Below are 17,147 nucleotides of genomic sequence, written 5' to 3'. Positions count from 1 at the left end.
TTCTACGGAATTCTTTTCCGCTTGCCTCCGTCCCTTTTTTAAGACGTCAGCTCAGCTGACCCGTGATTAGGCCGTACGAATTCGTACGCCGAACCAATACAAGCCGTTCAAACGGAGGCTCCATGGACAACCTAACCGGCATTCTCGACAACAAGGGCACGCCGCTCGATAAGCAAAAGTTCACCTGGAAGGAAATGGCGGGCAAGCCCATCAGCAAGCTCGACGACGACGCCTTCACCCGCGTGCGCATCATCCTGATGAACGGGATCGAAACCGATGCGTTGCGCCTCAAGCACGGCATCGCCCGCATCACCGGCCAGCTGCGCGGCCCGCTCGCCGAGATCCGCCGGGTCGAGCAACACCAGGCGACCATGGTCAACTGGCTGATCTCCGCCGACCATTCGCCGCTGGAAACCACCGTCGCCTACGAGCAGGTCGCGATCGAAGTGACCGCGGCCGTCGCCCAGACCGAGCCGGACCCCTACCAGGCGCAGACTTACCGCTTCGGCCTGCTGGAAGACTTCGACCACCTGTATCGCTACTCAGCCATGCTAGATCGCCTCGAAGGCAAGGACGCGAACAATATCCTGCAGGGCTACACCGACATCGTTCCCGGCCGGCAGACCTCCGAGCACCACCGTCATCCGGATAACGACCTGCGCGAAAGCTATGCCAAGGAGCAGGCAGATCTCATCACCAAGATTCACGCGGCCATGATCACCGCGGCTGAGTACCAGACCCACGACTACTACATGAACATCGGCCCGCTGTTCGCCGACCCGCTGGCACGTCAGCTGTATGCCGAAATTGCGTCGGTCGAAGAGCAGCACGTCACCCAGTACGGCTCGTTGGCCGACCCCCAGGAATCCTTCATGGAGAAGTGGCTGGTGCACGAAGCGATGGAGGTCTATGCCTACGCCAGCTGCGCCGAGCAGGAAACCAACCCGCGCATCAAGGCCATGTGGGAGCGCTTCCTCGATTACGAATTGGGCCACCTAAACATCGCCTGCGAGCACTTCAAGAAACTCGAGCGTCGCGATCCGGCCGAGATTCTCGGCGGCCCATTGCCGAAGATGATCGAGTTCAAGAGCCAGCGTGAGTTTGTGCGCCAGGTCCTCGCCGCCGAGGTCAACCTGCGCACCAGCGGCACCCAGTACGTCGACAAGAGCCAGGAGCCGCAGAACTCCTTGGATTATCGGGCCCAGCTCAATTCCGAAGGCATCGCCTCGAACATCGTGTCGGCCGGTTACCAATGGGCACCGGGCGGTGAACTCATGCAGATGCGCAAGGCTTCCTGAGGAGAACAGACATGGCAACTTCAGCAAAACTGGGCACCAATTTCACCGGCGTGCAGATGTCCCCGAAGGACACCAAGCGCCTGCTCGATGCCGTCAACGAGATCCACCCGGACGTTCCGGGTGATTCCAAGGGCATGATGCTCGAACGCACGACCCGCGCCGAGGAAGCCGATCGCATCGGCTCGGTGCCGGTCCCGGGTTCGGCCAAAGGCATGCTCAAATCCACCTTCGACATGGCGCTGGGCAAGAGCCCGGAGCTGCTGGTGGACAAGCTCGGCGAGCGTCTGGCCTTCGAGCGCAGCGGCGTGCGCATGTACGACGCCATGATCGCCAAGGCCAAGGGACTCGAAACCGCCCAATCGGACCTGGTCCAGGTGCTGCAGCACATCCGTGACGAAGAGTTCGAGCACATGAACATGGTCGCTGAAGCGATCGAAACCCTGGGTGCCGACCCGACTGCGCAAACGCCCTGTGCCGACATCGTCGGCGTCAAGTCCATGGGCGTGATGCAGGTGCTGACCGACCCGCGGACGAATGTTGCTCAGGGCATCAATGCCTTGCTGACGCTGGAGCTCGAAGACAACGCTGCCTGGGAGCTGCTGATCGAGCTGGCCGAGGCCGGTGGTCACCCACGCATCGCCAAGGGCTTCCATAAGGCCAAGGCGCAGGAAGACGACCATGTGGTGAAGATCAAATCGCTCCTGCGTAAGGACCTGCTCAGCCAGGTGCAATGAGTACTGCGTGCGCTTCAAACCTTGGCGCGCCTTAGGGCGCGTCTTTTTTATGGGCACAGCGTCACTCGGGCACTTCCGATGCATTTTTTAGTGCATAAGCAAATGAATTCTTATTCTTTATGGTGCAGATTCCGTGGGCGATAGACTCGCCGCTCAGCGACCATCGAGAGGCCATCCTATGCGGCGCGGAGCGTTCCACTATCTGATCGTGCCCGGCTGGCATGGCTCGCCTGACGACCATTGGCAGAGCCACTGGCAGCGCACCCTGCCCACCAGTCGGCGCATTGAGCAGGCCGACTGGATGCAGCCGCAACGTCCCGACTGGGTGACCGAACTGCATCGCGGAATCGTCGCGGCATCAGCGCCGGTGGTGCTGATCGCGCACAGCCTCGGCTGTCCCACCGTCGCGCACTGGGTGGCGCAGGCGTCGCCCGAAGCGTTGCGGTGCGTTGAGGGTGTATTGCTGGTCGCCCCAGCGGATGTCGAGCGACCGGGGTGCCCTGAGCCACTGCGCAACTTCGCTCCGCTGCCCCTGGTGCCGCTGCCATTTCCCAGCGTGCTGGTGGGGTCCGACAACGATCCCGCCGCCAGCGCCGACCGGACGAGGGCCATGGGTAAGGCCTGGGGCAGCGAAGTGACCGTGCTCAGTGGGGTAGGGCATATCAACGTGGAGTCTGGTCATCATCGCTGGGAGGAGGGGCTGGCCTTTCTCCATCGCCTGCAAACGCTGATCGTCGAGCAGGCGCAACGGCGCGCTTGAGGGCGCTCAGATCGGTGGAACTCTTCTTACCCACCTGACCACTGCCCGGTGGATCGATGCCGCGTGATCCACCCTACGACCCCAAGCCTCAGCAAGTAGGGTGGGCTTTAGCCCACCACATGCACGGAAGCAACCCAGCGCTGGCAAAGCCCGAAGGGCAGATGACGCTTTTTTATCCACCGTTGGCCTCTGCTCGGCGGATCGGTGAATCGTGATTCACCCTCCAAAGGCTGAGTCACATCGAGCAGCCCGACCGTAGGGTGGATGACGCTTTTTCATCCACCGTTGGTCACTGCTCGGTGGACCGGTGAAGCGCGATTCACCCCACAAAGGCTGAGCCTCAGATCGAGCAGCCCGACCGTAGGGTGGCTGACGCTTTTTTATCCACCGTTGGCTTCTGCTCGGTGGATCGGTAAAGCGCGATCCACCCTACAAAGGCTCGGCCTCACCAGCGAGCGACTCGACCTCGATCCAGGGCGAACCGGCGCTATTCGTTACACTCTCATGCTCCACCGCCGCCATTGAGCAGTTGCATGCACAGCTCCGCACCATCCGACACCGCTGCATCCCTTCCCCTTGTGCTTGCCGGACCCATGCTGCGCCGGCTCGACGCGGGGCGACTGGTGCTCTGGCTGGTCGCCCGCGAGCCCCTGTCATTGCGCCTGATGCTGCAGCCCGAAGGTGACGCGTCGCGTTTGCTGGCGTTGGAAGGGGAGGCCTGCCGTCGGCTGCGCATCGGCACCTCGGCCTGGCTGCATCTGATTGATGTCCACCTCGATACGCCGCTGCCGATCGACCGACTGATCGAATACGACCTGCTGATCAGCGGACAGGGCGTCGAGCAGGGCATCGCTCAATGGGCGCCGCACCTGATCCACGAAGGCTGCGACCGGCCGGCTTTCGTCGTTCGCTCGCGCTATGACGATCTGTTGCACGGCTCCTGTCGCAAGCCTCATCACGCGTCGTCGGATGGGCTGGTGACCGTCGATTCGCTTATCAAGGATGTACGCCACGCGCCCGAGCGCTGGCCGGCCGCGCTGCTGATGACCGGCGATCAGGTGTACGCCGATGATGTGGCGGGCCCAATGCTGGTCGCCATTCACGCGCTGATCCGCCGGCTCGGGCTCTACGGCGAATGCCTGGAGGGCGCGACCGTGGCCAACAGCGAAGAGCTGATGGCGCACCCGGCCACCTATTACCGGCGCGCCGAACTGCTGCCGGCGTTCAAATCCAACGAGGCGCTGCGCGAGCGCTTCTTCGGTGGCGTCGAGAAACCGGTATTCACCACCTCCAGCGCGCATAACCATCTGGTGACGCTGGGCGAAGTCCTGGCCATGTACCTGCTGGTCTGGTCCCCGGTGCCCTGGTCTTTGATCGAGCTACAGGCGCCGCCGCTGGACGAGGATATGGCCCAGCGTTACGCCCGCGAAGCCGAGTGCATCGACGCGTTCCGCCAGGGGTTGCCGCAGGTGGCACGCGGACTGGCACATCTGCCGTCGCTGATGATCTTCGACGACCACGACATCACCGATGACTGGAACCTCAGTGCGCGCTGGGAGGAGACCGCCTACGGCCATCCCTTCTCACGGCGCATCATCGGTAATGCGCTGCTGGGTTATTTGCTGTGCCAGGCCTGGGGCAATGCGCCGGATGCCTGTGTCACGTCGTTGCAGACGGTCGAGGCATTGTTGGCAAGCGGCGAGGACGGCCAGCTCGACTGTGCGCTGCATGATCAAGTGGTGGACGAGGTGTTGAAGCGCGGTGATTGGGGCTATGTCATCGCCAGCGAACCGGCGCTGGTGGTGCTCGACACCCGCACCCGCCGCTGGCGAAACGAGCGCAACCTGAGTCGGCCTTCGGGCCTGATGGATTGGGAGGCGCTCACCGATCTGCAACAGCACATCCTCGACCATCGCTCGGTAGTCATCGTCTCGCCGGCGCCTATGTTCGGGGTCAAGCTGATCGAGACTGTCCAGCGCGTGTTCAGCTGGGCCGGGCTTTCCCTGCTGGTCGATGCGGAAAACTGGATGGCGCACCGCGGCGCCGCCCAGGTCATGCTCAACATCTTTCGTCACACCCGCACGCCGGGCAACTACGTTGTCCTCTCCGGTGACGTGCATTACTCCTTCGCCTACGAGGTACATGTACGCGGGCGGGCGGAAGGGCCGAAGATTTGGCAGATCACCAGCAGCGGGGTGAAGAACGAATTTCCACGCCGTCTGTTGGACCTGTTCGATCGCCTCAATCGCTGGTTGTATTCACCGCGCTCGCCCCTGAACTGGTTCACCAAGCGCCGCCGCGTGCGGGTCCAGCCGTGGCTGCCCAGTCGCAGCCGGTCCGGCGAGCGCTTGTGGAACGGCTCGGGGATCGGGCGCGTCCGCCTGGATGCGGAAGGTCGCCCGGCACGGGTGGAGCAGATCAACGCCGACGGCTCGCCCCCGGTGACCTTTGCGCCTGAACGCGAGTAGCGTGCATCAGCTGAACGCAGCCCGCAGCGCTGGCAGGGTCGCGTAGTAGTAGGCCGGGGACTCGGCCATCAGCTCGGCGTGGCTGCCAAAGCCGTAGCCCACGCCCACCGCCTGCAAGCCGTTGCGGTGTGCGCCGATCAGGTCGTGCTTGCGGTCGCCGATCATCAGCGTGTGCTCGGGATCGAGGCTTTCTTCGGCGATCAGGTGCGCAATCAGCTCGATCTTGTTTGTGCGGGTGCCATCCAGCTCACTGCCGTAGATGACCTTGAAGTGGTGATCGAAGGCAAAATGCCGGGCGATCTCGCGGGCGAACACCGAGGGTTTAGAGGTCGCAACATAGAGCGTCCGACCCTGACCGCGCAGGTGCTCGAGCATCTCCAACACGCCGTCGAATAGCAGATTCTCGTACAGGCCGACCGTCTTGAACCGCTCGCGGTAATGCCCCACCGCCTCCCAGGCCCGCGCTTCGTCAAAGCCGTAGAACTCCATGAAGGCTTGCAGCAGCGGCGGCCCGATGAAGGGCTCGAGCTTGGTCAGATCCGGCTCGTCGATGCCGAGCTTGGCCAGCGCATGCTGGATCGAGCGGGTGATGCCCTCTCGCGGATCGGTGAGGGTGCCGTCGAGGTCGAAGAGGATGGTCGAATGATGCATGAAGTCGAGCCGGCTGCTGGGTGGCCGCCGATTGTCCCGCACTCGGCGCGCGGCCGGCAAACCCGAGCCCTGGCAATCTCGGCAACCGGCAACCGGCAACCGTGGGCTCGGCGCAATGGATCAGCGGGCACCGTATCAAGGCGTCTAGCGGGATGTTTCCTTGAACCTCGCCATGATCGCCAGCAAGCTGGCTCCTGCGGATCACCAATCCTCTGCGAAATCTGGGATTCGATCCCGGATCGGATCAGCAACCGCGCCAGAGTCGCAGGGCCTTGAACAGACGCGTGAGCATGGCACTGCTTTTCGTAGGAGCCAGCTTGCTGGCGATCCGCTGCGAACACATCAGTCAGCGTACGCCTGCTCCAGGTGCTGATCCTTCAGTTTCACGTAATTACCCGCGGTATAGCTGAAGAAGCTGCGCTCCTTCTCCGTCAGCGGGCGGGCTTGTTTCGCCGGGCTGCCGACGTACAGGTAGCCGCTTTCGAGCGTCTTGCCCGGCGGCACCAGGCTCCCGGCGCCAATGATCACCTCGTCCTCGACCACCGCGCCATCCATCACGATGGACCCCATCCCCACCAGGATGCGACTGCCCAGAGTGCAGCCATGCAGGGTGACCTTGTGCCCGACCGTCACCTCGTCACCGATGGTCAGCGGAAAGCCGTCCGGGTTGTAGGGTCCGGCGTGGGTGATGTGCAGGACGCTGCCATCCTGGATGCTGCTGCGTTGGCCGATGCGGATGCGGTGCATATCGCCGCGGATCACGGTGAGTGGCCAGACCGAGCTGTCCGCTCCGATCTCGATATCACCGATAAGCACCGCGCTGGGGTCGACGAAGACACGCTCGCCCAAGGTGGGCGTGTGGCCCTGGTAGGTTCGGATGCTCATGAATTGCTCCTCTAGCTCGAAAGATTGGGCGGTTTCTAGTGGACAGGGCCAACGGCGGAACTGCTGCCGGGCCGGAAGAATTCGCCTGGCGTGGCGCCGAACTGTTCGCGAAAGGCCGCGATGAAGGCCGACAAGGATTCATAGCCGCAGCCCAGCGCGACGTCGGTGACTCGCTCGCCTCGCTCGAGTGCCGGTAGTGCGCTGAGCAGCCGCAAGCGCTGGCGCCAGGCGCGGAAGGTCAACCCGGTTTCGCGGAGGAACAAGCGGCTCAGGGTGCGTTCCGAGACCCCCAGGGTTCGGCTCCAGTCAGCCAGACCTTCCTGCGACTCCGGTTGCGCCTGCAGACTCTTGCACAGCCGATGCAGGCGCGGCTCGGTCGGCAGCGGCAGGACCAGCTCGACTTCCGGGGCGGATCCCAGCTGGTCCAGCAGCACCTGTACCAGACGACCTTGGGCGCCGTCCTCGGCATAGGCTTCAGGCAGCGTGCTGAAGTGTCGGATCAGCTCGCGCAACAAGGGGCTCACCTGCAGCACGCGGCAATGCTCCGGCGCATGGCTGACCACGCTGCGATCGATGTACAGGCTGCGAATGCAGGTGTCCGGCGCGCAGAACACCTGATGGGTGATGCCGGCGGGAATCCATACTGCGCGCAGCGGCGGCGCGATGAAGCGGCCGCTGTCGGTGCGCACCTCGAGCACGCCTTCGACTGCATGAGAAAGCTGCACCCAGGGATGGCTGTGGCGGTAGCCGAGCTTGAGGTTTGGCGGTGAGTCCAGCTGGCCGTAGACCGGTCGCGGCAGCGCTTTGAGTTCGCCCAGGCGGGTGATCAATGCGGCTTCTTGTCCGATTGGCGACATTTCGTGCCTGCTTGGCGTTAGTCGGAAGGTTGTGCCCACGTTAAGGTCGATTCCAGTCACCCGCAAGCCCTAAGGAATAGTGTTCATGGCCAAGCTGCGCATCCTCTTCGATAACTTCACGCTCGCCTTGCTGGCGGTGGTCGCCATCGCCACGCTGTTTCCCTGCGAAGGCCGAGGTGCGGTGTTCTTCGAGTGGCTGACGGCGGCCGCCATCGCGCTGTTGTTCTTCATGCACGGCGCCAAATTGTCCCGTGAGGCCATCCTCGCTGGCGCCGGCCACTGGCGCCTGCACCTGCTGGTCTTCGCCTGCACCTTCGTCATGTTTCCGCTGCTGGGGCTGGCGCTCAAGCCGGTGTTGACGCCGATGGTCGGCGACGAGTTGTACCTGGGCATGCTCTACCTCTGTGCGCTGCCGGCTACGGTGCAATCGGCCATCGCCTTCACTTCACTGGCGCGTGGCAACGTCCCGGCGGCGATCTGCAGTGCTGCCGCATCCAGCCTGATCGGCATCTTTCTCACGCCGTTGCTGGTGCTGTTGCTCATGGGCGTCGAAGGTGAGAGCGGCTCGACGCTGGATTCCATCGGCAAGATCGTTCTGCAATTGCTGGTGCCCTTCATCGCGGGACAGGTCGCACGGCGTTGGATCGGTGCCTGGGTCACGCGCAACAAGACCTGGCTGAAGACCGTCGATCAAAGCTCCATCCTGCTGGTGGTCTACACCGCGTTCAGCGGCGCGGTGGTCGATGGCCTCTGGCAGATTGTGCCGCTGGGCCATTTGATGGGCCTGGTGGTCGCCTGCTGCCTGTTGCTGGCTATCGTGTTGTGGCTGACCAGCGTGCTAGCCAAGGTGTTTGGCTTCAACCTCGAAGACCGCATCACCATCCTCTTTGCCGGCTCGAAGAAGAGCTTGGCCACTGGCGTGCCGATGGCCCAGGTGCTGTTCGCCACCAGCGCGGTGGGCATGATCATCCTGCCGCTGATGATCTTTCATCAGATCCAGCTGATGGTCTGCACGGTGCTGGCGCAGCGCTACGCGCGCCGTCCCGAGCTGCCTGTGGAGTCGCCTGCGGCTCAGTAGAGCCGCTATCGGGCACGCATCCGCTGCAACACATGGGAGCCCGCTTGCTGCGGACCCACACCGCAGCAACTTTGAACCCGTAGGAGCTAGGGGGACGCCCAGTTCTTGCTGGCGATCCGCGTACGGAACACAACGCAGCCGGAAGCCGTACACCTCTGATCGCGAGCAAGCTCGCTCCTACAGGAGCTGTGCGGCGGGGGACCGCGCTGCAGGAGACCTTCGCGATGGCAGCTTCTTTGGCGCCACCTGGCTCCGCTATCCGGCGCGCCCCGTTGCAATATGTTGGAGCCAGGGGGCCATTCCTTACTGGCGATCCGCGGTGGCGGAACACAACGCTGCCGGATGCTGCATACCCTTGATCGCGAGCAAGCTCGCTCCTACAAGGAGCTGTGCGGCGGGAACCCGCGCTGCAGGAAACCGTCGCAGTTAAGCAGCCACTCGGCGTGGGCGAGGCGGGTTCGATGATGCCGCGTGGCGGCGCGCATTCTTGATCGTATAAACCCTGCGGTTTCGTTATCCATAGCGCCACGCTATCGATCCGTTTGCTGGCTGCGCGGTCGGGCAATTGTCTTTAACATGCTCAGCTGATCACTTATTCAAAAGGGGCAAATGCCGTGACCGATACCAACCCGCTGCTTCGGGAATTCGACCTGCCGCCTTATTCCGAGATTCGACCCGAGCACGTCGAGCCGGCGGTGGACGCCGTCCTCGGTGACAACCGTGTCGCCTTGCAGGAACTGCTCAGCCGTCCGGCCGAGAGCCTCGACTGGAGCACCCTGGTGGTGGGCCTGGACGAGATGAACGAGCGCCTCAGTCGTGCCTGGGGCCCGGTCAGCCATCTCAATGCCGTGCGCAACAACGCTGAGTTACGCAGCGCCTATGAGGCCTGCCTGCCGAAGCTGTCCGCCTACGCTACCGAGCTGGGCCAGAACGCCGACCTGTTCGCCGCCTATCACGCCTTGTCGCTGAGCCCTGAAGCAGACGGCTTCGATGTGGCGCAGAAGACCATCCTCGAACATGCGCTGCGCGATTTCCGTCTGTCCGGCATTGATCTGCCGCCCGCCGAACAGCAGCGCTTCGGCGCGATCCGCATGAAGCTCGCCGAGCTGGGCAGCACCTTTTCCAACCAGCTGCTCGATGCCACCCAGGCCTGGACCAAGCACGTTACCGACGAAAGCCTGCTGGCCGGCATCACCGATTCGTCCAAGACGCAGATGGCTGAGGCCGCCAAAGCCAAGGAGTTGGATGGCTGGCTGATCAGCCTGGAATTCCCCAGCTACTTCGCCGTGATGACTTACGCCGACAACCGTGCGCTGCGCGAAGAGGTCTATGTCGCCTATTCCACCCGCGCCTCCGATCAGGGACCGAACGCCGGTCAGTTCGACAACGGCCCGGTGATGGAGCAGATCCTCGACCTGCGTCAGGAACTGGCCAAGCTGCTGGGCTTCGGCAACTACGCCGAGCTGTCGCTGGCGACCAAGATGGCCGAGAGCACCGATCAGGTGCTGGGCTTCCTGCGAGATCTGGCCAAGCGCAGCAAACCCTTCGCCGAGCGTGACCTCAAGGAGCTGCGCGCCTTCGCCGCCGAGCAGGGCGTTAGCGACCTGCAAAGCTGGGACGTCAATTACTTTGGCGAGAAGCTGCGCCAGGCCCGTTACAGCCTGAGCCAGGAAGAGCTGCGTGCCTACTTCCCGGTGGACAAGGTGTTGTCCGGCCTGTTCGCCATCGTCAAGCGCCTCTACGGCATTGAAATCCACGAGCTGGAAGACTTCGACAGCTGGCATCCGGACGTTCGCCTGTTCGAAATCCGCGAGAAGGGCGAGCACGTCGGGCGCTTCTTCTTCGATCTCTATGCGCGGGCGAACAAGCGTGGCGGTGCCTGGATGGATGGCGCCCGCGACAAGCGCCGCACCTGCCTCGGCACCTTGCAGACGCCCGTGGCTAACCTGGTCTGCAACTTCACGCCGCCGGTGGGCGAGCGCCCGGCGCTGCTGACTCACGATGAAGTCACCACGCTGTTCCACGAATTCGGCCATGGCCTGCACCACCTGCTGACCCAGGTCGAACATACCGGTGCCTCAGGCATCAATGGCGTAGCCTGGGACGCTGTCGAGTTGCCGAGCCAGTTCATGGAGAACTGGTGCTGGGAGCCCGAAGGCCTGGCGCTGATTTCCGGTCACTACCAGACCGGCGAGCGCCTGCCGCAGGACAAGCTGGACCAGATGCTGGCGGCAAAGAACTTCCAGTCCGGTCTGGTGATGGTGCGCCAGCTGGAATTCTCGCTGTTCGACTTCGAACTGCATGCCACCCACGGCGACGGCCGTAGCGTGCTCGAGGTGCTGGAAAGCATCCGCGACGAGGTTTCGGTGATGCGTCCGCCGGCCAGCAACCGCTTCCCCAACAGCTTCGCGCACATCTTTTCCGGCGGTTATGCGGCCGGTTACTACAGCTACAAGTGGGCCGAAGTGCTGTCCTCCGACGCCTTCTCGCGCTTCGAGGAAGAGGGCGTGTTCAACGCCGATACTGGTCGTGCCTTCCGCGATGCCATTCTGGCGCGCGGTGGTTCGCAGGAGCCCATGGTGCTGTTCGTCGACTTCCGCGGCCGCGAGCCGTCCACCGACGCGCTGCTGCGTCATCTAGGCTTGACCGAGGAAGTGGCATGAGCGACGAGCCGAAGGTAGCCACCAAGCGCTTCATCGCCGGTGCCGTGTGCCCGGCGTGCAGCGCCAGCGACAGCATCAAGATGTGGGACGTCGACGGCGTTCCCCACCGCGAATGCGTGGAGTGCGGCTATGCCGACACCCTCAACGCCCAGGGACAGTCGGTGCCCTCGGAACTGGGGACGCGGGTTAACAAGGCTAAGCCGAAGGCAGCTGATCCGCAGGTGCAGGCGGTACAGTTCTTCCCCAACCCGAAGCTGAAGAAAAAACCCGACTGACCGACTGGAGCATCGCCATGTGGCATATCACCTGTGGCGATCTCGCCGCCGACAGCGTCCGGCAACTGCTGGCCGAGGGCAATGAGCTCCGCGTTCTGCGCGACGACTTGGCGGTCGGGCCGCTCGCGGATATCGAATCCCCGCCATGCGAAACACGAATGGCGTTCTGGGAAGGGGTCTGGCCTATCGGGCTGGAGCCCCGACCGGATTTCTCCGGCATTGCCAACGATGCGGAGTGGCTGGCGCGACTGCCCGATCAGCCGCGGCAGATTACGGTCTGGCATGGCGATAGCGCCTCCGAACAGCTGATGTTGGCGCGGGTGGCGGCGGCTCTGGAAGGATCAGCGATACCGCTGCATGAGGTCGCCTGCGGCACCGGTGACAGCCGAGTCGGTACACGCATGGCGGTGTCCATGCATGCGCCGGATGCCCTGGCAGCGCTTTACCAACCTCGCCTCGTTGCGCCTGGTCGCATTGCCGAACTCGCTGGTCAATGGCGGGCCGCCGTCGAAGAGAGCGCAGCGATACGTCGCTGGGTCGACGGGCGTTTCGTCGGTGAAGACCACTCGCGGATCGATAGCGAGCTGCTGGCGGCCTGCGGCAATGACTGGACGCCGCTCGCCCGCGCCATGGCCGAGGTGATGAGTCATTGCGACGGCTTCTTCGCGACAGACCTGTTCCTCTACTGGCGCGCCCGTGAGCTGGCGAAACGTGGTGTCATTGAGCTCAGCGACGGAGCTGAAGCCGAGTACAGCCAGGTGCAGGTGCGCCGCGCTTCAGGCATGTGATGTCCGCCGGTGGGCTTGGGGATTGTCGCCTGAATTAGGGTAGATGCCGCTTTTTACATCCACGATCGCTCCTGCATGAGACATCACCGGTCGCTCGCGGGGCGGTGGAGCGACAAGGCGCGATCCACCCTACGCGACGGGCGGTGCGGCGACATTGCAGAGGCTTTGTCGTATTCTGATACTGTATCCATATACAGTATTTCGGAGCCTTCAATGTTCCCGCCGAAAAGCACGCCGCGCGGCCGCGGCACCGCGATCAACCCAGACAACCGTTTCGCCCCGACCACTAGCGAGGCCTACGACGACGGCTGGGAACAGGACGTGCCGCTGACCCGCGCCACCGAAGTACGGTTCGAGACGGCCAAGAGTGTGCTGACCCGCAACCAGTCGCCGGACGTCGGCTTCGACCGCTCGGTCAATCCCTATCGTGGCTGTGAGCACGGCTGCATCTACTGTTTTGCGCGGCCCAGCCATGCCTATTGGGACATGTCGCCGGGGATCGATTTCGAGACGCGGCTGATCGCCAAGACCAACCTGGCCGAACGCCTCGAGCAGGAGCTGAGCAAGCCCGGCTACGTGCCCCAGCCCATTGCGCTGGGCGTGAATACCGATGCGTATCAACCCATCGAACGCGAACAGCAGCTGACCCGCCGTGCGCTGGAGATCCTGCTGCGCTTCAAGCATCCGGTGCACATCATCACCAAGGGCTCGCTGGTGCTGCGTGACCTAGATCTGCTGGTGCCGCTGGCCGAGCAGCGACTGGTCAGCGTCTCGGTCAGCCTGACCACGCTGGACGATGAGCTCAAACGCATCATGGAGCCGCGCGCGGCGTCGCCTTCGGCGCGGCTACGGGTGTTGCGCACCCTGCATGAGGCGGGTGTGCCGGTCAGCGTGATGTGCGCGCCGATGATTCCGATGATCAACGACATGGAGCTGGAGCGCATGCTCGAAGCCGCGCGGGAGGCCGGCGCGCGCTCGGCTGGCTACGTGCTGCTGCGGTTGCCTCACGAAGTCGCCACGCTCTTCGACGAATGGCTGCAGGAGCATTTCCCGCAACGTGCCGCTCACGTCATGAGCCTGGTACGGCAGTCGCGCGGCGGCAAGGATTACGACAGCCGCTTCGGCAGCCGCATGCGTGGAGAAGGACAGTTCGCACAATTGTTGGCGCAGCGCTTTCAGCTGGCCTGTAAGCGGCTGGGCTACAACCGTCGTGACCAGAACTACGGGCTCGATTGCAGCCGCTTCGCTCCCCCCGGGCAGCAGATGAATCTGCTCTAGTCAGGACCGGGCCGTAGGGCAGTTCACCGGAACTATACGAAGCGCTCGGCGCACCAATCCAGATATCGCTGCGGCGCCGGTATGGTCCGGCGCGCATTCGCATCTGGAGGCAAGGTGGACTGGATCGATCTTCTGCAATGGCCGGCAATGGTGGTCACGGTGTTGGCGGCGTGGCTGATCGGCTCGCTCAAACCGCAACGGCGAACGGTGGGGTTCTGGTGCTTCCTGCTCAGCAACCTGCTCTGGGTCATCTGGGGCTGGTATGCCGAAGCCTGGGCGTTGATCACGCTGCAGGTGTGCCTGGCGCTGATGAATATCCGAGGGGTGAAGAAGAACGACCATTCCGCGGAGGCAGAGGCCAGCGTTTGATCGACTAAATTGCCAGTCTCGGATGGCTGTCTATACTCCGATCGTAAGCGTACCGATTGAATCCGACTGCACGTGCAAAGCGAGGACTGGCAACCAGGAATTGGGGGGAGCCAGATCGGAGCGTGGTCAGGCTGTCGTAGCGAGCGTTTTGCGCTGCTCTGCGGCCGGACAGGCGGTCGGCGGGATAACAAGAACCATAAGGGGAACCCGCAATGTCGCGACATCCACGAGCCTGGATGGGGATTGGATTGTGTTCGCTATTCAGCCAGGCCCACGCGGCCTGGGAAGTGAATATGCGCCCCGGTGCCACCGAGGTCAGCCACTCCGTTTTCAATCTGCACATGACCATCTTCTGGATCTGCGTGATCATCGGCGTGCTGGTATTCGCGGTGATGTTCTGGTCGATGTTTGCCCACCGCCGCTCCAAGAGGCTGCAATCGGCGCACTTCCACGAAAACACCAAGGTCGAGGTGCTCTGGACCATCATTCCGTTGCTGATACTCGTCGCCATGGCGGTACCGGCCACCCGCACGCTGATCCACATCTACGACTCCAGCGAATCGGACGTGGATATCCAGATCACTGGCTATCAGTGGAAGTGGCACTACAAGTACCTGGGTGAAGACGTCGAGTTCTTCAGCAACCTCACCACCCCGCGTGAACAGATCAACAACCTGGCGCCCAAGGGCGAGCACTACCTGCTGGAAGTGGACGAGCCGCTGGTGATTCCAGTCGGCGCCAAGGTGCGCTTTCTGATTACTGCGGCAGACGTCATCCATTCCTGGTGGGTGCCGGATCTGGCGGTGAAGAAGGATGCCATTCCGGGTTTCATCAACGAGTCCTGGACCCGAGTCGACCAGCCTGGCATCTACCGGGGCCAGTGCACCGAGCTGTGCGGCAAGGACCACGGCTTTATGCCGGTGGTGGTGGAGGTCAAGTCCCAGGAGGACTACGCCACTTGGCTCGGCGAGAAGAAGGCCGAAGCTGCCAAGCTCGCCGAACTCACCAGCAAGGAGTGGACGCTCGAAGAGCTGACCGCACGTGGCGAGAAGGTCTACCAGACCAACTGTGCCGCCTGTCACCAGGCTTCAGGCGAAGGGCTGCCGCCGATGTTCCCGGCACTCAAGGGCTCGCCCATCGCCACGGGTGATGCGGAAAACCACATCAGCATCGTTGTGAAAGGCTCACCGGGTACCTCAATGCCGGCCTTCGGCCCGCAGCTGTCGGAAGTCGACATCGCCGCAGTGGTGACCTACGAGCGTAACGCGTGGGGCAACGATACGGGTGACATGGTCACGCCGAAAGACGTGCTCGTCTTCAAACAGGCCGAAGAAGCCACCCAGTAAGAGGATCAGGCGATGAGTGCAGTGATCGACGATCATGGTCATGCCGGGCATGACCATCACCACGGCCCGGCCAAGGGGCTCTCACGCTGGCTGCTGACCACCAATCACAAGGACATCGGCTCGATGTACCTGTGGTTCAGCTTCTGTGCCTTCCTGCTGGGCGGCTCGATGGCGATGGTGATTCGCGCTGAGCTGTTCCAGCCGGGCTTGCAGATCGTGCAGCCGGAATTCTTTAACCAGATGACCACCATGCACGGCCTGATCATGGTCTTCGGCGCGGTGATGCCGGCCTTCGTCGGCCTGGCGAACTGGATGATTCCACTGATGATCGGCGCGCCGGACATGGCCCTGCCGCGGATGAACAACTTCAGCTTCTGGCTGCTGCCTGCGGCCTTCGGCCTCCTGGTCAGCACGCTGTTCATGGAGGGCGGGGGGCCTAACTTCGGCTGGACCTTCTACGCGCCGCTGTCGACGACTTACGCGCCCGAATCCGTGACCTTCTTCATCTTCGCCATTCACCTGATGGGCATCAGCTCGATCATGGGGGCGATCAACGTGGTCGCCACCATCCTCAACCTGCGTGCACCGGGCATGACGCTGATGAAGATGCCGCTGTTCGTCTGGACATGGCTGATTACCGCTTTCCTGCTGATTGCGGTGATGCCGGTGCTGGCAGGCGTGGTGACCATGATGCTGATGGACATCCACTTCGGCACCAGTTTCTTCAGCGCGGCCGGCGGTGGTGATCCGGTGCTGTTCCAGCACGTGTTCTGGTTCTTCGGCCACCCCGAGGTGTACATCATGATCCTGCCGGCCTTCGGCGCGGTCAGCTCGATCATCCCGGCGTTCTCGCGCAAACCGTTGTTCGGCTACACCTCGATGGTCTACGCCACCGCTGCCATTGCCTTCCTCTCGTTCATCGTCTGGGCGCACCACATGTTCACCGTCGGCATCCCGCTGACTGGCGAGTTGTTCTTCATGTACGCCACCATGCTCATCGCGGTGCCCACCGGGGTGAAGGTGTTCAACTGGGTCTCGACGATGTGGCGGGGGTCGCTGTCCTTCGAGGCGCCGATGCTGTTCGCCGTGGCCTTCGTCATCCTCTTCACCATCGGCGGCTTTTCCGGATTGATGCTGGCCATCGCCCCGGCTGACTTCCAGTACCACGACACATACTTCGTGGTGGCGCACTTCCACTACGTACTGGTGCCGGGTGCGATCTTCGGCATCTTCGCTTCGGCCTACTACTGGCTGCCGAAGTGGACCGGCCACATGTACGACGAAACCCTGGCCAAGCTGCATTTCTGGATGAGCTTCATCGGCATGAACCTGGCGTTTTTCCCGATGCACTTCGTTGGGCTAGCCGGCATGCCGCGGCGGATCCCGGACTACAACATGATGTTCGCCAACTTCAACATGGTTTCGAGCATCGGCGCGTTCATGTTCGGCGCAACCCAGTTGCTGTTCCTCTTCATCGTCATCAAATGCATCCGCGGCGGCCCGGCTGCCGCAGCCAAGCCCTGGGACGGTGCAGAGGGTCTGGAGTGGAGCGTGCCGTCACCGGCGCCGTACCACACCTTCAGTGTCCCGCCGGACATGCATCAACTCCACGAACACCGCACGGGGCCCAAGGATGATTAGGGCACAAGCCGCTAAAGGTTGGAGGCCGGAGGCTGGGCTTCGGGTGGCCTCGACGG

15 protein-coding genes are annotated in these 17,147 nt (G+C 63.0%); 12 read left to right on the top strand and 3 right to left on the bottom strand.

The window, feature by feature from the left end; all coding sequences use genetic code 11:
- Window positions 1-122: 122 nt before the first annotated feature.
- The 4 genes from ACQKIK_RS17615 to ACQKIK_RS17600 all read left to right on the top strand — a co-directional run bounded on the left by ACQKIK_RS17615 (window position 123) and on the right by ACQKIK_RS17600 (window position 5,260).
- The gene (locus ACQKIK_RS17615; protein ID WP_499136897.1) at window positions 123-1,298 is read left to right on the top strand and encodes a hypothetical protein; all 1,176 of its coding nucleotides are present in this window, start codon (window positions 123-125) and stop codon (window positions 1,296-1,298) included.
- A gap of 11 nt (window positions 1,299-1,309) precedes the next feature.
- Window positions 1,310-2,032, top strand: a complete 723-nt coding sequence (locus ACQKIK_RS17610; protein ID WP_045422821.1) for a ferritin-like domain-containing protein — start codon at window positions 1,310-1,312, stop codon at window positions 2,030-2,032.
- Between the two features lie 178 nt (window positions 2,033-2,210).
- Entirely contained in the window at window positions 2,211-2,792 is a 582-nt protein-coding gene (locus tag ACQKIK_RS17605) for an RBBP9/YdeN family alpha/beta hydrolase (protein ID WP_499136896.1), read from the top strand.
- A gap of 533 nt (window positions 2,793-3,325) precedes the next feature.
- Window positions 3,326-5,260, top strand: coding sequence for a metallophosphoesterase family protein (locus ACQKIK_RS17600; RefSeq protein ID WP_499136895.1), 1,935 nt, complete (start codon window positions 3,326-3,328; stop codon window positions 5,258-5,260).
- Window positions 5,261-5,266: 6 nt separating this feature from the next.
- Here the strand turns inward: ACQKIK_RS17600 and ACQKIK_RS17595 are convergent, their stop codons facing one another.
- From ACQKIK_RS17595 to ACQKIK_RS17585, 3 genes are all read right to left on the bottom strand, one after another.
- Window positions 5,267-5,911: an HAD family hydrolase gene (locus ACQKIK_RS17595; RefSeq protein WP_499136893.1), complete on the bottom strand. Its 645-nt coding sequence runs from the start codon at window positions 5,909-5,911 to the stop codon at window positions 5,267-5,269.
- A gap of 342 nt (window positions 5,912-6,253) precedes the next feature.
- A complete protein-coding gene (locus ACQKIK_RS17590; RefSeq protein WP_499136892.1) occupies window positions 6,254-6,796 on the bottom strand; it encodes a gamma carbonic anhydrase family protein in 543 nt (180 codons plus the stop codon).
- A 35-nt stretch (window positions 6,797-6,831) separates the two neighbouring features.
- Entirely contained in the window at window positions 6,832-7,653 is an 822-nt protein-coding gene (locus ACQKIK_RS17585) for an AraC family transcriptional regulator (protein ID WP_499136891.1), read from the bottom strand.
- A gap of 85 nt (window positions 7,654-7,738) precedes the next feature.
- Between ACQKIK_RS17585 and ACQKIK_RS17580 the strand changes: the two genes are divergently transcribed.
- From ACQKIK_RS17580 to ctaD, 8 genes are all read left to right on the top strand, one after another.
- A complete protein-coding gene (locus tag ACQKIK_RS17580; RefSeq protein WP_241529768.1) occupies window positions 7,739-8,731 on the top strand; it encodes a bile acid:sodium symporter family protein in 993 nt (330 codons plus the stop codon).
- Between the two features lie 614 nt (window positions 8,732-9,345).
- Window positions 9,346-11,394 carry an oligopeptidase A gene (gene prlC, locus ACQKIK_RS17575; RefSeq protein ID WP_499136889.1) on the top strand — a complete coding sequence of 683 codons (2,049 nt, stop codon included), beginning with the start codon at window positions 9,346-9,348 and terminating at the stop codon, window positions 11,392-11,394.
- Window positions 11,391-11,669 (top strand): YheV family putative zinc ribbon protein, encoded by a 279-nt coding sequence (locus ACQKIK_RS17570; RefSeq protein WP_499136888.1) that lies wholly within the window; start codon window positions 11,391-11,393, stop codon window positions 11,667-11,669. Before prlC ends, ACQKIK_RS17570 begins: the two co-directional genes overlap by 4 nt.
- Before the next feature lie 17 nt (window positions 11,670-11,686).
- A complete protein-coding gene (locus tag ACQKIK_RS17565) occupies window positions 11,687-12,457 on the top strand; it encodes a DUF1835 domain-containing protein (protein WP_499136886.1) in 771 nt (256 codons plus the stop codon).
- A gap of 213 nt (window positions 12,458-12,670) precedes the next feature.
- The gene (locus ACQKIK_RS17560; RefSeq protein ID WP_064481157.1) at window positions 12,671-13,735 is read left to right on the top strand and encodes a PA0069 family radical SAM protein; all 1,065 of its coding nucleotides are present in this window, start codon (window positions 12,671-12,673) and stop codon (window positions 13,733-13,735) included.
- Window positions 13,736-13,816: 81 nt separating this feature from the next.
- Complete coding sequence (locus ACQKIK_RS17555) at window positions 13,817-14,104, top strand: hypothetical protein (RefSeq protein ID WP_234463451.1); 288 nt, start codon at window positions 13,817-13,819, stop codon at window positions 14,102-14,104.
- A gap of 212 nt (window positions 14,105-14,316) precedes the next feature.
- Window positions 14,317-15,450: a cytochrome c oxidase subunit II gene (gene coxB / locus ACQKIK_RS17550; protein ID WP_499136884.1), complete on the top strand. Its 1,134-nt coding sequence runs from the start codon at window positions 14,317-14,319 to the stop codon at window positions 15,448-15,450.
- Between the two features lie 12 nt (window positions 15,451-15,462).
- Complete coding sequence (gene ctaD / locus ACQKIK_RS17545; protein ID WP_045422798.1) at window positions 15,463-17,091, top strand: cytochrome c oxidase subunit I; 1,629 nt, start codon at window positions 15,463-15,465, stop codon at window positions 17,089-17,091.
- Window positions 17,092-17,147 lie beyond the last annotated feature (56 nt).

It is taken from the genome of Pseudomonas sp. NPDC047961 (assembly GCF_050272435.1).
In the GTDB taxonomy this organism is placed as follows: Bacteria; Pseudomonadota; Gammaproteobacteria; order Pseudomonadales; family Pseudomonadaceae; genus Stutzerimonas.
This window is presented reverse-complemented; position numbering and strand designations above follow the sequence as displayed.

What these genes read in the sequence shown, in the direction of transcription:
- ACQKIK_RS17615 (WP_499136897.1), top strand. Translation starts at nt 123, where the DNA reads ATGGACAACCTAACCGGCATTCTCGACAACAAGGGCACGCCGCTCGAT.
- ACQKIK_RS17610 (WP_045422821.1), top strand. Translation starts at nt 1,310, where the DNA reads ATGGCAACTTCAGCAAAACTGGGCACCAATTTCACCGGCGTGCAGATG.
- ACQKIK_RS17605 (WP_499136896.1), top strand. Translation starts at nt 2,211, where the DNA reads ATGCGGCGCGGAGCGTTCCACTATCTGATCGTGCCCGGCTGGCATGGC.
- ACQKIK_RS17600 (WP_499136895.1), top strand. Translation starts at nt 3,326, where the DNA reads ATGCACAGCTCCGCACCATCCGACACCGCTGCATCCCTTCCCCTTGTG.
- ACQKIK_RS17595 (WP_499136893.1), bottom strand. Translation starts at nt 5,911, where the DNA reads ATGCATCATTCGACCATCCTCTTCGACCTCGACGGCACCCTCACCGAT.
- ACQKIK_RS17590 (WP_499136892.1), bottom strand. Translation starts at nt 6,796, where the DNA reads ATGAGCATCCGAACCTACCAGGGCCACACGCCCACCTTGGGCGAGCGT.
- ACQKIK_RS17585 (WP_499136891.1), bottom strand. Translation starts at nt 7,653, where the DNA reads ATGTCGCCAATCGGACAAGAAGCCGCATTGATCACCCGCCTGGGCGAA.
- ACQKIK_RS17580 (WP_241529768.1), top strand. Translation starts at nt 7,739, where the DNA reads ATGGCCAAGCTGCGCATCCTCTTCGATAACTTCACGCTCGCCTTGCTG.
- ACQKIK_RS17570 (WP_499136888.1), top strand. Translation starts at nt 11,391, where the DNA reads ATGAGCGACGAGCCGAAGGTAGCCACCAAGCGCTTCATCGCCGGTGCC.
- ACQKIK_RS17565 (WP_499136886.1), top strand. Translation starts at nt 11,687, where the DNA reads ATGTGGCATATCACCTGTGGCGATCTCGCCGCCGACAGCGTCCGGCAA.
- ACQKIK_RS17560 (WP_064481157.1), top strand. Translation starts at nt 12,671, where the DNA reads ATGTTCCCGCCGAAAAGCACGCCGCGCGGCCGCGGCACCGCGATCAAC.
- ACQKIK_RS17555 (WP_234463451.1), top strand. Translation starts at nt 13,817, where the DNA reads ATGGTCCGGCGCGCATTCGCATCTGGAGGCAAGGTGGACTGGATCGAT.
- coxB (WP_499136884.1), top strand. Translation starts at nt 14,317, where the DNA reads ATGTCGCGACATCCACGAGCCTGGATGGGGATTGGATTGTGTTCGCTA.
- ctaD (WP_045422798.1), top strand. Translation starts at nt 15,463, where the DNA reads ATGAGTGCAGTGATCGACGATCATGGTCATGCCGGGCATGACCATCAC.